General features: G+C 56.5%; 18 protein-coding genes. 13 read left to right on the forward strand and 5 right to left on the reverse strand.

What is annotated here, in order from left to right; all coding sequences use genetic code 11:
• Positions 1 to 767: 767 nt before the first annotated feature.
• On the reverse strand, positions 768 to 1,685 hold the full coding sequence (locus tag JJQ51_RS02550; RefSeq protein ID WP_152094072.1) for a hypothetical protein: 918 nt from the start codon (positions 1,683 to 1,685) through the stop codon (positions 768 to 770).
• A gap of 257 nt (positions 1,686 to 1,942) precedes the next feature.
• Between JJQ51_RS02550 and JJQ51_RS02555 the strand changes: the two genes are divergently transcribed.
• Together JJQ51_RS02555 and JJQ51_RS02560 are read left to right on the forward strand one after the other, a co-directional pair.
• Positions 1,943 to 3,025: a DNA topoisomerase IB gene (locus tag JJQ51_RS02555; protein ID WP_113353110.1), complete on the forward strand. Its 1,083-nt coding sequence runs from the start codon at positions 1,943 to 1,945 to the stop codon at positions 3,023 to 3,025.
• Positions 3,026 to 3,084: 59 nt separating this feature from the next.
• A complete protein-coding gene (locus JJQ51_RS02560) occupies positions 3,085 to 3,948 on the forward strand; it encodes an alpha/beta fold hydrolase (RefSeq protein ID WP_113353111.1) in 864 nt (287 codons plus the stop codon).
• Positions 3,949 to 3,974: 26 nt separating this feature from the next.
• Here the strand turns inward: JJQ51_RS02560 and JJQ51_RS02565 are convergent, their stop codons facing one another.
• On the reverse strand, positions 3,975 to 4,190 hold the full coding sequence (locus JJQ51_RS02565; protein ID WP_069614249.1) for a hypothetical protein: 216 nt from the start codon (positions 4,188 to 4,190) through the stop codon (positions 3,975 to 3,977).
• A 233-nt stretch (positions 4,191 to 4,423) separates the two neighbouring features.
• Between JJQ51_RS02565 and JJQ51_RS02570 the strand changes: the two genes are divergently transcribed.
• From JJQ51_RS02570 to JJQ51_RS02595, 6 genes are all read left to right on the forward strand, one after another.
• Positions 4,424 to 5,722, forward strand: a complete 1,299-nt coding sequence (locus JJQ51_RS02570) for an NRAMP family divalent metal transporter (protein ID WP_269244240.1) — start codon at positions 4,424 to 4,426, stop codon at positions 5,720 to 5,722.
• An 86-nt stretch (positions 5,723 to 5,808) separates the two neighbouring features.
• Positions 5,809 to 5,991, forward strand: coding sequence for a hypothetical protein (locus tag JJQ51_RS02575; RefSeq protein WP_113353112.1), 183 nt, complete (start codon positions 5,809 to 5,811; stop codon positions 5,989 to 5,991).
• A 65-nt stretch (positions 5,992 to 6,056) separates the two neighbouring features.
• Positions 6,057 to 6,557: a YciE/YciF ferroxidase family protein gene (locus JJQ51_RS02580; protein ID WP_113388654.1), complete on the forward strand. Its 501-nt coding sequence runs from the start codon at positions 6,057 to 6,059 to the stop codon at positions 6,555 to 6,557.
• Between the two features lie 64 nt (positions 6,558 to 6,621).
• The gene (locus tag JJQ51_RS02585) at positions 6,622 to 6,876 is read left to right on the forward strand and encodes a DUF6894 family protein (RefSeq protein WP_113353114.1); all 255 of its coding nucleotides are present in this window, start codon (positions 6,622 to 6,624) and stop codon (positions 6,874 to 6,876) included.
• A gap of 173 nt (positions 6,877 to 7,049) precedes the next feature.
• Positions 7,050 to 7,361, forward strand: a complete 312-nt coding sequence (locus JJQ51_RS02590) for a PepSY domain-containing protein (RefSeq protein WP_145634599.1) — start codon at positions 7,050 to 7,052, stop codon at positions 7,359 to 7,361.
• A 25-nt stretch (positions 7,362 to 7,386) separates the two neighbouring features.
• Positions 7,387 to 7,989, forward strand: coding sequence for a general stress protein (locus JJQ51_RS02595; RefSeq protein WP_269244241.1), 603 nt, complete (start codon positions 7,387 to 7,389; stop codon positions 7,987 to 7,989).
• Between the two features lie 122 nt (positions 7,990 to 8,111).
• Here the strand turns inward: JJQ51_RS02595 and JJQ51_RS02600 are convergent, their stop codons facing one another.
• Positions 8,112 to 9,221 carry a PAS domain S-box protein gene (locus JJQ51_RS02600; RefSeq protein ID WP_145634597.1) on the reverse strand — a complete coding sequence of 370 codons (1,110 nt, stop codon included), beginning with the start codon at positions 9,219 to 9,221 and terminating at the stop codon, positions 8,112 to 8,114.
• A 131-nt stretch (positions 9,222 to 9,352) separates the two neighbouring features.
• Entirely contained in the window at positions 9,353 to 9,595 is a 243-nt protein-coding gene (locus JJQ51_RS02605; RefSeq protein WP_145324640.1) for a hypothetical protein, read from the reverse strand.
• A 35-nt stretch (positions 9,596 to 9,630) separates the two neighbouring features.
• Between JJQ51_RS02605 and JJQ51_RS02610 the strand changes: the two genes are divergently transcribed.
• The gene (locus JJQ51_RS02610; RefSeq protein WP_145634594.1) at positions 9,631 to 10,347 is read left to right on the forward strand and encodes a Crp/Fnr family transcriptional regulator; all 717 of its coding nucleotides are present in this window, start codon (positions 9,631 to 9,633) and stop codon (positions 10,345 to 10,347) included.
• Between the two features lie 57 nt (positions 10,348 to 10,404).
• Positions 10,405 to 10,647 carry a DUF6894 family protein gene (locus tag JJQ51_RS02615; RefSeq protein ID WP_113353119.1) on the forward strand — a complete coding sequence of 81 codons (243 nt, stop codon included), beginning with the start codon at positions 10,405 to 10,407 and terminating at the stop codon, positions 10,645 to 10,647.
• Positions 10,648 to 10,654: 7 nt separating this feature from the next.
• Here the strand turns inward: JJQ51_RS02615 and JJQ51_RS02620 are convergent, their stop codons facing one another.
• Positions 10,655 to 11,347, reverse strand: a complete 693-nt coding sequence (locus JJQ51_RS02620) for a Crp/Fnr family transcriptional regulator (protein WP_233788515.1) — start codon at positions 11,345 to 11,347, stop codon at positions 10,655 to 10,657.
• Between the two features lie 554 nt (positions 11,348 to 11,901).
• Between JJQ51_RS02620 and JJQ51_RS02625 the strand changes: the two genes are divergently transcribed.
• From JJQ51_RS02625 to JJQ51_RS02635, 3 genes are all read left to right on the forward strand, one after another.
• On the forward strand, positions 11,902 to 12,300 hold the full coding sequence (locus JJQ51_RS02625; protein ID WP_113353122.1) for a DUF1236 domain-containing protein: 399 nt from the start codon (positions 11,902 to 11,904) through the stop codon (positions 12,298 to 12,300).
• A gap of 609 nt (positions 12,301 to 12,909) precedes the next feature.
• Complete coding sequence (locus tag JJQ51_RS02630) at positions 12,910 to 13,326, forward strand: DUF305 domain-containing protein (RefSeq protein ID WP_113353123.1); 417 nt, start codon at positions 12,910 to 12,912, stop codon at positions 13,324 to 13,326.
• An 11-nt stretch (positions 13,327 to 13,337) separates the two neighbouring features.
• Complete coding sequence (locus tag JJQ51_RS02635; protein WP_113396557.1) at positions 13,338 to 13,670, forward strand: four-helix bundle copper-binding protein; 333 nt, start codon at positions 13,338 to 13,340, stop codon at positions 13,668 to 13,670.
• Positions 13,671 to 13,781: the final 111 nt, after the last annotated feature.

A 13,781-nucleotide genomic window follows, 5' to 3' on the forward strand; every position in this document is an offset into this window, starting at 1 on the left:
AAATAAGACTCTGCTACCGCAACAGTCCTTGCCCAACGTCGACGAACACCGGAGTGCCGGTGATATGATCGAGCAAATCCCTAATCAGCTTGGCGACATTGATGGCACTTACTTCTTCCAGCCAGACCCATTCACCTGAGGCATCTCAGTTATTGCGCGTCATCCTCAATCCACCGGTATCTCGGCGGCGTTATTGATGATCGAATTGGTTAGCGTGTCATGCCACACGCAAACCCTATCACCGCGGCCGCAACTATTGTCGCGATCGGTCGCTCGCGAATCCTATGCTTGAACTCGCTTAGCAGACCGGCGCCATCTGGCGAAGGGACGGAAGCGTCACGCGCAGTTGGCGCCGGATCAGTTCGACTCGCTTGGCGCGCTGCTCGGTAAAGCGCACGAACCTCGGTTTTTGCGGCACCTTTGTCACCGGCTCCGTCGCCTGTCGTTACGTGCCTGTCTGAAGTGATAGGAAGTCTGTCTTCAAATGCATCAACATGATGCCGCGCCCTGCCTCTTTCGGAGGCTTCTGAGGAGGCATGCTTCGGTAAGACTGCTGTATGGGTCGCAGAAACAGGATCGGACGCCGGGAATGTGTCCTCAAGGCCCCTTTCGAGTTCGTTTTGCGTTGCTTGCTGCTGCTGCTCCTCGCGTTCGTTCGAGAGGGATTGAACTGCAGGAGAATCGTTCCGTTTGGGCATCTCAGGCTCCGTTCGTGGCGATCGACTTGTTTGACCGTAATGAACCTTGTTCATTAGGTACGTGTTAACTTACCGTTTTACTTCAGAGACCCGGCCGCGGGTTGTAACGACCAGGTCTTCTTCTTCGTCACGCTGCCGGCCGCCGAGGGCCGAAGCTGCGGAGGCGATGAAAGCGCCCACCAGGAGCGAAAGAGAACCGACCAGTGCGGTCGTCGCGCCCGCCTTCCTAGCCTTGTCAGCCGCTTCTTTCGCAGCTGACTTCGCGTCATCGATCTGTTTAAGCACGGTATCGACGCGGTTGCGCGCATCGGCCTCAGAAAGGCCAGCACGCGCGGAGATAATTGCTGCCATATAGGACTTATCGCTATCGGGAATTTCTCCACTGGCCGCCCCTTGCAGGAGGATGCGTGAGATTTCTGCCGCTGCTGCGCGATCATCGGATTGGGCACGGTCTGAAACCTTTGCGGGCCGAAGCAGGGCGTCGGTAAAGTAAGCTGTCGCGTCCGTCTTCGTCGCTGGTGCAGGAGAGGCACTAACATCCGCCGCGGTCTGCGCGACCTTACCCGCGGCATCGACTGACGCGCCCGCCAGCGATGTTAGCGAAGACGCTAGAAATCCAGCCACGAACACTGTTGCCAGCGCCCAACTTAGAAATCCATGCGCCGTGTCACGGAAAAAGACCTCATCGGAGTGTATCTCCACCCATTTCGTACGCAGCCTGCCAGTGATGTAACCGCCGATCGCGGACGATAGCCATTGAACCACTATCAGCCAGATCGCGGCGGTTATACCGACCGTCGCCGCTGAGCTGGTTTGGCTGGACCACGGTGAAACCATCGTCAAGCCGACCCCGGATCCGAGGAGGAGAAGGATAAGAGCAATGCCGGTCGCTGCGAGCGCGCCACCGATGATCGGGCCCCAGACGATGGCCGGCTTGGACGACTCGACTGGGACGGTTCCCGCGGGTACTTCTTCGACAGAGGACATCCGCACCTCCTATCGCGTGAAGAGAACGAGAAGAATGACGATTGGCAGCGGGATGCCGAGAAGCCAGAGCAGAATACCTCGACCCATGTTGAATATCCTCCAAACGTGAAACTCACGCCTATTGCAACGGCGGTCGACATTGTTTGTTCCAGATGATCACTCACCCGTTTGATGGATTTTCTCCGGGATCGATGCGGTTTCCCGTCACGACATAAGGCGCTCCGGGAACCGCGACGCCGGATGGGAGTTAACGGCCCATGAACCAGATAGTCGCCAAAGTCGAAGCCGCTGCCGCGGCTGCCGAAGCAAAGCTCCATTCCGGACTGATCTACATTGGCAATCTCGAAGACGGCATCACCCGAAAGCCCGGAAGGAACGGATTCGTCTATTACCTTCCAAACGGAATAAGGATTAGGGATCGAGATGAGATCGCTCGCCTGAATGCCTTGGCCATTCCTCCCGCCTATACGGATGTTGTGATCTCAACCAATCCGTTGTCTCATCTTCAGGCTGTCGGTTTCGATGCCCGGGGCCGCAAACAATATCGCTATCATCCGGAATGGCAGTCCGAGCGTGCCCGCGCGAAGTTCGATCGTCTCGCCGATTTCGGCGATACCCTTCCCGAAATTCGCCAGCGCGTCGACGTCGATCTGCGCTCGCGCGGCTTGACGATGGAAAAGGCTTTGGCCACGGTGATCTGGATACTCGATAACCTCTATATTCGCATCGGCAACACCGCCTATGCCGAAGAGAACCAGTCCTATGGAGTGACGACGTTGAAGAGCCGTCATGTCCGGGTGGAGGGCGGGACGGTCAAATTCCGCTTCAAGGGAAAATCAGGTAAAGAATGGAATCTGGTTCATAGCGACCGGCGTATCGCCAATGTCGTGCGACGTTTGCAGGAACTGCCAGGTCAGCAACTTTTTCAGTATGTCTGCGATGACGGTGGTTGTCGCCAGATTTCGTCGCAAGATGTCAATACGTATATCAGGGAAACCATGGGAAGTGATTTCACCTCGCGCCAATTCAGGACGTGGGGCGCGACCTGTTTGGCAGTCTCGGCGCTGGCTCCTCTCAAGGTCGAATCGTCGGAAAGCGCGATCACGCGGCAGCTTAATCAGGTGGTCGATGCTGTCGCAGCAATGCTCGTCAATACGCGCGCGGTTTGTAAGACATCCTATATTCATCCCGCGGTCTTCGAGGATTTCCGGAATGAGCGCCTCGGTGATGTGCTTAAGATTCAAACACGCAGTGAGCGGCTTTTAAATTGGATGGACATGGAGGAGATCCGCGTATTGCGGTGGCTTCAAAGACGGGCGGCGAGGGATGTCAGCCTTTAAACGGGAGTCCGCATCCTCTTGGATGAGGTGATCGGCGGACTGAGCATGGGAGGCGAGAATTGTTTGACGGTATGGCAGTCGAGACCGTGAATGTCGGACCTGGCAGTTTACGGGTTCGGTATGGAGGCAATGGGCCGCCCCTGCTTCTGCTCCACGGGCATCCGCGAACGCACATGACGTGGGGCCAGGTGGCGGACTTGCTGTCGCCGCATTTCACCGTCGTCTGTCCCGATCTCCGAGGGTTCGGGAAATCCTTTCAACCACCTGACACAGACGATAGCCGGCACTCGGCAAAGCGGGCAAAGGCGCTCGATTGCGTCAGCTTGATGCAGCTATTGGGCCATCGCAGCTTTGCCGTCGCGGGCCATGATCGTGGAAGCTACGTCGCTTTCAGGCTCGCCATGGATTATCCCGAGATCATCACGAAACTCGTCGTGATCGACAGTATCCCCATTATCGAACATCTCGAACGGATGGATTGGCGGTTCGCGCGCGATTGGTATCACTGGTTCTTCTTTGCTCAACCAGACAAACCGGAACAGGCGATCAATGCCGATCCAAGAGGCTGGTACAAGGCGATCACACCTGAGTTCATGGGGGAGGAAGCCTATCAGGATCTCATGGCGGCGATCCATGATCCGGCCGTCGTTCATGGAATGATCGAAGATTATAGGGCTGGCTTGACAGTCGATCGCGAAGACGAATGGCAGGATCGCAAAGCCGGAAAAAAAATTGCATGCCCGTTGCTTTGCTTATGGTCGACACGTGACGATCTCGAGTATTTCTTCGGCGATCCGAGAAAAATTTGGCGATCGTGGGCGACCAATGTCTCGGGTCATGGCATCGAGAGCGGACACCATGTAGCGGAGGAGAACCCCATGCATCTTGCACGCGCGCTGCTGCACTTCCTCAAGGCGTCCTGACGTAGGATTTTCCGCCCGGTCCTTATCTATTGTTGCGGCATTTCTTTCGTTAGCTCGTCAAAAGACGGCTTCCGCCCTTTTGCGGCCATCAGCAGGTCAAGTTCGATCGAGGATGGACCGAAGCGGATGAAGAGATCTTCGGCGCTGCGGTCGTCGAGGTCATACTTTTTCTGAAAATCGGTGAGCGTATATGCTGAGCCTCTTAACGGTCGACGTCGCTCGAAGCGCCGTTGCTTTTCCATATGCGCGGTCTCCTTAGTTGCGTTGTAGATCAAATCGATCTGGATGCAGAAGGTTCCCGCGCGGAGAAGATATTGCGAGGAGCAAGCAGGAATTGATCGTGCCGCCCCTTCCAAGCTTTTGAAATTGGATTGCTTTCGCGCGGGCTGCGTGTCCGGGAACAAATGATCAATAAGCACGGTTTGTTCGCACCGCGACCGACAAGATGCGCGGTCCGGTTCTGCAGGAGGCAGTCATGAGCGGCTATCAGATGGACGACAAAAGCTCTGTCGTCGAACCTTCAAAACCACGTCTGTTGGAAATCCTGGGACCAGGCCTGGTCACCGGCGCCTCGGACGACGACCCAAGCGGGATCGCGACTTACTCACAGGCCGGAGCGCAGTTCGGCTACCTCGCGAGCTGGACGCTGGTGTTCACCTATCCGCTGATGGTGACGGTGCAGATGATCAGTGCCCGCATTGGCCGAACGACGGGCCGAGGTTTGGCGGGCAGCATGGTGAAATGTTATCCGCGCTGGGTGGGCGTCAGTGTCACCGTTCCGCTCCTGATTGCCAATGTCATCAATCTCGGCGCCGATCTCGGCGCGATGGGGGATGCGGCACATTTGCTGTTGAATGGCAATTCGCTCATTTACGTCGCGGCTTTTGGCGTGATCTGCATCCTTCTGCAGGTCCTCCTGAAGTACAAGCGTTACGTCGCCGTCCTGAAATGGTTGAGCCTGGCGCTCTTGTCATACATTGCGACCCTCTTTGTGGTGCGTGTCGACTGGTTGGCCTTTAGCCGCGGTCTCCTGCTCCCAACCATCAAGGCGGATCCGAATTACTGGTCAATGATCGTCGCGATCTTCGGAACCACCATCAGCCCCTATCTCTTCTTCTGGCAAGCATCTCAAGAAGCCGAGGACCTCAAGGAGAAGCCTCGTGAAGAACCTCTCGTCAAGCATCCGGCGGAGGCGGAGAAGGCAAATACACGGATCACACTGGATACGCTCGTTGGCATGGCCGCTTCCAATATCGTCGCACTCGCGATCATCACGACGACCGCCGCGACCCTTAACACAGCAGGCTCAACGAATATCGAAAGCTCCGTCGACGCGGCGAAAGCGATCGAACCACTGGCCGGACCGTTTGCCAAGATCATCTTTGCAATAGGCATTATGGGGACCGGTCTTTTGGCAGTGCCCGTTCTTGCAGGTTCAGCTGCGTATGCGATTGGCGAGGCGGCTCGTTGGAAGGTCGGCCTATCTCGCGACCCCAGCGAGGCCAAGGCTTTCTACACGACCGTCGGTCTGGCGACTATCGTTGGCATGCTTTTGAACTTCACCCCCATCCCGCCGATGAAGGCCTTGTTCTGGAGTGCGGTGATCAACGGCGTGGTCGCCGTTCCCGTCATGGTGATCCTCATGCTGATCGCTTCCAATCGCGATGTCATGAAACAGTTCGTCATCGGCAGGGGCCTGCGTGCTGTCGGCTGGGCGGCGTGTCTAGCGATGTTCGTTGCCGTGATAGGAATGGCGGCAACTGCGTTTTTTTGATCGCTGCTGGGAACCAACATGTCCAAAGCCTGTTTGAAGCCGCGAGACCAATGAAGGTCTCGCAATCAAACAAGAGGAGAAACATCATGGCTTCCCAAGGTGGGTCCCACGAACAGCACGTCAAAGCCGGCCAGCAGAGCCACAAGAACGCCGACAAGGATACCAACACGAAGCACGCTTCGTCTCGTAACGAGCAGTCGGGCGGCACCCGTGGCGGTAGCCACGAACAGCATGTGAAGGCTGGCCAGCAAAGCCACAAGAATTCCTGATAGAGCTCGCTAGGGAGGTCCGCATGGCGGACTTCCTTTCAATCCTTATTCGATGGAGGACATCCATGGCATCCGAAAAGACACTCAACGACCTCTTTCTGGAAACGCTGAAAGACATCTATTACGCGGAAAAGCAAATCCTCAAGGCCCTGCCGAAGATGGCGCGCGCAGCGCAAGCGCAGGAAGGCAAGGACGGCTTTCTCCACCATCGCGATGAGACCCAAGGTCACGTCGAACGCCTGGAACAGGTATTCGAGCTCCTTGGAAAGCCAGCGCGCGGCAAGACCTGCGAAGCGATCCAGGGCATCATCGCGGAAGCTGACGAAATCATCGAAGAGTTCAAGGGAACTCCGGCACTCGATGCAGGTCTGATCTCCTCGGCGCAGGCCGTCGAGCATTACGAGATCGCCCGCTATGGCACTTTGATCGAATGGGCCAAGCAGCTCGGCCTGAAGGATGCGGTACCTCTTCTCCAGCAGACGCTCGCGGAAGAAAAGGCGACGGATCAGAAGTTGACGAAGCTGGCGGAAACAGCGGCCAATGCAAAAGCCAAAAAGGCGGCATAGGACTACAGCCGGCTCTTCTTCTTCGGTGCGTTGCCCCCTGGCAGCGCACCGCCTGAGGTCGAACATGACGAACTTTTATTTCGCAACGAAAGATCGCGAGACAGTGCTTGATGATGACGAAGGCCAAGATCTCCCGGATCTCATATCAGCCGTTGATGAGGCGAAGCGAATACTGGCGGAGATGGCGTTGGATGGTATCCCGAACAAGAACGGCGAATGCCTTGCTGTCGAAGTCGCCAGGAGTGACAAGATTCCGGTAGTGCGGCTCACTCTGACAATGGAGATCACGTACCTGGCTCTCAAGGATGAGGGAACCTGACTATATACGGGCGAGCCGCTGGTCGCCAGTTGTTGCAATCAGATTAGTTCAACCCTGCCGTGCATCGCGAGGAGCAATCGCGCCGCTCTTTGCCTGAAATCCATCTCCCACTGAATTGCGGGAACAATGGGCCCTTCGCGTGGTTCGCATCGGCAGTAACGAAAGGTTTGAACATGAACAAGCTTATCAGCATCACATTTGTCGCGATGGCTTTTGCGACGGGATCGTTCGCGCAAAGTGAGAAACCAACCACATCGCAGACAACGCCCGCCGTCAACACTGACCGCAATCCCGGGGCTCCGATCGCCGGCAAAAACAGCTTCAGTCAGAAGCAGGCGAAATCGCGCTTCGAAAACGCCGGATACAGGAATATTCGTGATCTGAAGCTCGATAGCCAGGGCGTCTGGCGTGCAAGCGCCGACAAGGATGGCAGACCAGTCGGCATCTCCCTGGATTTCCAGGGTAACGTGACAATGGCGAAATAACCCACAACAAAGCGAGAAGCATCCAATGCAAACGGTTACTGGACTTTATGACAGCTATGATAATGCCCGCACGGCCGTAAAGGCCCTTGAGGATGCCGGTGTCGCGTCTGACGAGATCAGCATCATCACGAACAAGGCCGATGGCGTCGATGTCGAAGGGCAAGGCAGCTACGGCGCGGAAGGCGCCGGCACCGGTGCGGGCATCGGTGCCGTTGCAGGTGGCGCCGGGGGCCTGCTCGGCGGCCTCGGCATGATCGCCATCCCCGGAGTGGGACCGGTCGTTGCAGCCGGTTGGCTTGCTGCGACGGCCGCCGGTGCAATAGCGGGCGCTGTGGCCGGTGGAGCGGTGGGGGGGATTATTGGCGCGATGATCACGGAAGGCATTCCCGAAGAGGATGCGCATTTCTATGCAGAGGGTATTCGTCGCGGCGGATCGCTGGTCGCTGCTCATGTCGAAGACAGTCGCGTAGCCCAGGCTCAATCGATCCTTGCCGCGTCTCGTCCGGTCGACATTGCACAACGGCGCGCGAGCTATGTGGAGCAAGGATGGACCGGCTTTGACGAATCGGCACCTCCTTACACGTCGGAACAGATCCTGGCCGAGCGCGAGCGCGCGCACCGCCTCTAGAGCAATTACAGGAAAAGTGTGTAGCGGTCTTTCGCCCGCAATTGCGTGAAAACAAAAAGATAGGGCGGTTCAGGGATTCCGCGAAAAGCTGAACCGCTCTAGGAAGCTGATCAACGGGCGGTTCAAGCCTCTTCCGGCGGTCTCGTTCGGGGAAGAACATCGGCTGGAATTCGCAGTGTAATCTTCAATCCCGCCGGATCCCAATCACGATTGATTGCACCTTGGAGGGATGCAATCGTCGCGCGCTCGAGCTGGGAGCCGAAGCCGCCCGGCCCCTCGGGTTGGTTGACCGATGGACCACCTATTTCAGTCCAGGTCAAAACAAAATCCGGATCGTACCGCACTTCGATCTCAATACGGCCCGCCGGCGCGGAGAGCGCGCCGTATTTCACTGCATTCGTTGAGAATTCGTGGAGCAGAAGCGCGAGCGATGTCAGCGTCGTTCCGCAGACTGGCACATCCTGGCCGCGAATGGAGGCCCGTTCGATGTCGGCGCCTTGGTGGGCGGCGAAAAGGGCTTTAACGAGTGTAAATAGCGACGTCTCGCGAAACTGAACGGCGGTGAGGCCGATGTCTGGCAGCGTCAGTTCATAGGCGATCGCCAAGGTATTTACCCTTGCACGGATGTCGCTCGTTAGTTCCTTGACGGTTGTTGCCGTGCGCTCGCTTACTCCAATGACCGCACTCATGATGGCGAAGATATTCTTGATGCGGTGGCTCATTTCCCGCAGCAACAGCATCTGGCGTTGGGCCGCATGCTTGCGTTCGGAAATGTCGCGCGCGATTTTTGATGCACCGACAATGGCGCCGCTGCTGTCGCGAACGGGCGAAACCGTCAGGGAGATGTCGAGCGGACTTCCATCCTTATGGCGACGGACGGTCTCATAGTGCTCTATTCGCTTTCCCTCGCGGATGCTGGCGAGAATCGTGTCTTCTTCATGCCGGCGATCTTCCGGGATGATGATGGTGATATGCTGTCCGACCGCCTCTTCTGCGCTGAAGCCGAAAAGCCGTTCGGCGCCGCTGTTCCAACTGGTAATGAAGCCATCAAGGGATTTGCTGACGATCGCGTCATCCGAACTTTCGACGATGGCTGCAAGCAGAGCTTGAGCTGAGGGAGTATCGCCGCCGCCCCGTGGAGTCGCAACAGCGGAGGGTATCGATATGGATATTCTTGGTGCTCTATAAGGGGTATCTGTTGACGGCGTGGACCGATCAGTCTTCCCAGGCATCTCCACCTCCCATTTTTCGGCAGAAAAGGTCACATGCCGTTGCCGATGCTCCTGTGGCGCCTATGTAGAAGTCATGCCAGCGAGATTTTATCTCGCAGATGATATTTGTGCTCCGCATTCCTGAGCCGATATCATTTAAGTAAAGCCTTCAGCTCTTCAGCCGAAGGGCGCTGCCGCATTTCAGGGACGGTAATAGCTACTGGCTTATAGGCGTCATCCAACGAGCGACCGCGTAGTGTAAAATAGGCCAAATTGCGAGCTTTGCCACAAAATCCGCTCTTCTGTCTGCTAGCGTACATTCCTTGTGACGCAGCTCCAAGAAGAGTAGCTTCTTTCATGTTGCCCGGCTGCAGCTCAGACGGCAAGGCGTGCATGCCATGCTCTTGCCTAACCAGGAGGAAGCGCTGTCATGCCAGCCCCCCACCAGTCCAATATGCAAAACAAACTGCTCTCCGTTCTTCCGTCGGGGGATTATGAACAGATTGCGCAAGAGCTAGAATATGTGGCGCTTCCGCGCGGCACGCTCATCGGAAAAGCCGGCCAGTCGATCGACTATGTTTATTTTCTGACATCCGGCATCGGATCAATCGTCGCCGTGACACCGGAAGGCCGCCGCGCCGAAGCGGGCGTGTTCGGCTTTGATGGCTATGTGCCGACATCGGCCGTTGCTGGCACCGAATTTAATGCTCATGATGTTATTGTGCAGCTCGAAGCGGAATCCTATCGGATGAACTATGGATCGTTTCGTCATTTCATGGATCGGAATCGAAATTTCAACAAACTTATAATCCGTTCCATCGAGGCCTTCGCCGTCCAATTGGCCTACACCGCTATTTCCAACGCTCTTCATGACGTGAACGAGAGATTGGCGCGATGGCTGCTGATGTGCCACGACCGAGTATCGGGCAACGAGATAGCGCTGACGCATGAATTCATATCCCTCATGCTTGCGGTGCGGCGACCAAGCGTCACCACCTCGCTGCATATTCTCGAAGGCAATCGCTTCATCACAGCGGAGCGCGGCAGCATCACCATTCGAAATCGAGCCGCTCTCGAGGAGTTTGCCCATGACGCTTACGGCAAGCCGGAAGAGGAATATCGGCGTTTGATGAAGGATCTCTTTTGATCGCGGCGGCAATGGCGCCAGTGGTGTTGGCGGTGGACAAGTGCTGAAGGAGCCTGCATGACACGCTACTTCTTTCATATTCGCCGAAATGGCGAAACCGTCCGCGATGGCGAAGGCGATGAATTTGCCACCATCGATGATGCGCGTTCGAGTGCAATAAAGGCAGTGCGGGAACTCGTCGCCGCGCGGATCAAGAATGGCCAGATGGTCCCCGATGAGCATATCGAGGTTCACGACGAGACCGGTAAGCTGCAGTTCTCGGTTTCATTTCATGCGGTCGTTCGCGACCATTTGAAATAGCGCTCCGTCAGAAATCACCGATAAGGCGACGATATTCCTCTTCCGGCTTGCCATAGGAGCCGCCAGTAAATTCTTCAAGTCCTCTTCTGTCGCGGATCGTAATGCGGCCACGCTCGGCCCTGATGAGCTTCCTTCCCTCAAGAACGTGCAGGGCCGTCGTGATGCTCGGCCTTCTGACACTCAGCATCGCGGCGATGAAGTCATGTGTTAAAGCAATCTCGTCGCCATCCACCCGGTCATGGCACATGAGCAGCCAGCGGGCGAGCCGTTCGTCTACCTGATAGTTTGCGTTGCAAAGGGCCGTATAGGAAATCTGTGTCGCAAAGGTCTGAATGAAACGCGCCAAAAGGTTGGAGAAAACCGGATTTTCCGGCAATGCTGCAAGGAGCGCATGCAGCGGCATCCGTACGCCCTGACCGTCCATTTGCATGAAGACCTCGTGGATGCTGATCGTCCCACCGACGCCGGCCGGCATTGGCAAAAAACCTTCGCGCCCCACCATGCCGGCTTCGGCGCGCTGGCCGTCAGGCGAAATGGCAACGACGGAGCTAATTCCACTCGAAAGGAAATAGACATCGTCGATCAGGCAATCGGCTCCGGCAATGTTGAAGCCGCGCTCGAGATCGATCTGCTCCAACTGCTTGCCGATGCTGCGAAATTCATCTGCGGGCAGGCGAGCGAGAAGCCGGTTCGTTGTCATTAAACGTTCTAGGTCGAGCATGGCTCTCGCGAAAGATCGAGCATGGGAATTGGGTCCTCGCCGGCCTGCCCTTAGCTTTGTGGGCGGATCATGATTCTATAGCACCCTGATGTTGGGGATGATTTTGCGTACGCTGGCGGACGTTCGTCGTGCACCAAGTTCCATGGCTGTTTCCGAGCGAGCGTTATCTTGGCGAATGAAGCGATCGGAGGAGGGTAGACCCTTAGGTTGGAAAGGGCGACCCTAGCGAGAATGGTGAAGGATGGCGCTGGACTGAATGACGAGTACGGCTACGATCCCGACACGTTGCTTGCCTTGCGTTTCTCCCACACTCATCGGGATGCATGCGTTCGCCGCGGCCAACGTTCGTTGACAGAAGTCATCGGCAAATATCACGTCTCGCCCGGCGCATTTTTCGCAACCCTCGCCGCTCACGAAGTTTGTCGCATGAGGTAAACTCGTGATGGCTGCAGATGGTAGCCAAAGAGGAACATTCTGATGGCTGTGCAATTTTCCTTTCAGTTCGTAAGAACTAAAATGCAAAGGAGAATGCTATGAGAACGAGACTCATCGTTTCAGCGGTTGCCGCCTTTGGCCTTCTCGCTGGTTCAGCCTTGGCGCAGTCTTCCACGGTCACTGGAGCCGCGGGCGGCGCGGCCACTGGAGCGGTTGTAGGGGGGCCTGTCGGTGCTGCAGTTGGCGGTGTTGCCGGAGCGATTGCCGGTACCGCGATCGATCCGCCGCCACAAAAAGTGATCACCTATGTTCAGGAGCAACCACTGCCTCCAACCGAGACTGTCGTGCAGGACCAGATTGTCGTCGGTCGAACTCTCCCAGAGACCGTTGCCATCACACCGGTTCCGGACAACCCGACATATGGCTACGCTGTCGTGAACCATGAACGCGTCATCGTCCAACCGAAGACGCGTAAGATTGTTCGCATCGTTGAATAATGCCGAGAGGGCCTCCGAAAGAGGCCCTTTTGGCTAAACCAGGCAAGTACATTGTCAAGTCTTGGCCGACACGGACTTGAATGTGACATGGCGCATAGCGCCCTTGTGATAAGCGGCAAACCACATCCAACTTCAGCGTTTGTGAACTCCTCCGCAGTTTGGCGATCATGGCCTCGCGCATTCCGCGGCGCAGTCGGAACATTTTTGTGGCGATATCGTTCGGCGGGGAAAAGGGAACACCCGCCATGATGCCGTTTCGAAGAATCTCGCACTGTCTCAGAATCGTCGCCATGGCCGCCGCTATCTTCTTAAAGGTGGCGGCGGTGAGCCATGCATGTCCTGAAGAGACTAGTGCTGGCTACATGATCGAACGGAGCGGTCCGCGTGAGGTTCAGACAGAAGGCACACCGCGGCCGTGTTGTTGTTCCGTCGCGCATTGTTGTGCGCTAGTTCCTGATTACTTTGCAGGCGGGCTATTCATCAGGGAAGCCGACAATCTCGTGGCCCGAACGATCCAGCCGAGTCCTCTCCTCCTTATCAGGGCGTTGGATCCGCCGCCTCTCTCTTCGTTTGGTTAAGAGAATCGAACCAAATCAGAAGGAGATCGACATGAATATCACCAGGAAGATCGCATTTGCAGCGGTCATCACCATGGCAGCCTTCGCGCTGAAACCTGCCGGCGCAGCGGCGCAGATCGCCTATCCGGAGACGTGTAAATCCGAGGAGATGCAGATGTCGTCGGCGGGCATGCAAATGCCTGGCGACATGACCGACTACCAGAAAGCGGCCATGGACGGAATGAAGAGCATGAATTCCAACATGATGCAGGGAATGATGAAGAAGGATGCGGACGTGTCCTTCCTTTGCGGCATGATCGCTCACCACATGGGTGCGATCAGCATGTCGCAGGTCGAACTCAAGTACGGCCATAATAAACTGGCGCGGCAAAAGGCTCGCAAGATCATTAACGATCAGACGAAGGAAATCAAACAGATGAGCGGCTTGCTCCACAGCGAAGCCAAGTAAGGAGGATGCCAATGCACCACGTTTCAGCCGAAATGAAAAGCTGCATCGAAGACTGCCTCGCGTGCTACGGCGAATGCCTGTCCACTGCGATGGGACACTGTCTCCAGGCTGGAGGAGAGCACACCAGTCCGCCGCATTTCAAGCTCATGATGGCCTGTAGCGAGATATGCCGGACGGCCGCGCATTTCATGCTGATAGGCTCTCAACATCATCGCCACGTCTGTCGTGAATGCGCGGAGATCTGCGCTCAATGCGCGGATGATTGCGAACGGATCGGTGACATGCAGGATTGCGTTAAAGCCTGCCGCCGCTGTGCGGACAGTTGCCATCGCATGGCGTCATAGAGAAGAAGGCCCTCGTACCATCTTCGCATCTGACAAGCGGGTCGACGTTGCATCTTTGCGCCGGCCCGCCGATTGAAGCGTCGCTGTGGTAGATGTGGGTCGGGCTTGCAA

It is taken from the genome of Rhizobium sp. AG207R (assembly GCF_027109195.1).
Taxonomy (GTDB): Bacteria; Pseudomonadota; Alphaproteobacteria; order Rhizobiales; family Rhizobiaceae; genus Rhizobium; species Rhizobium dioscoreae.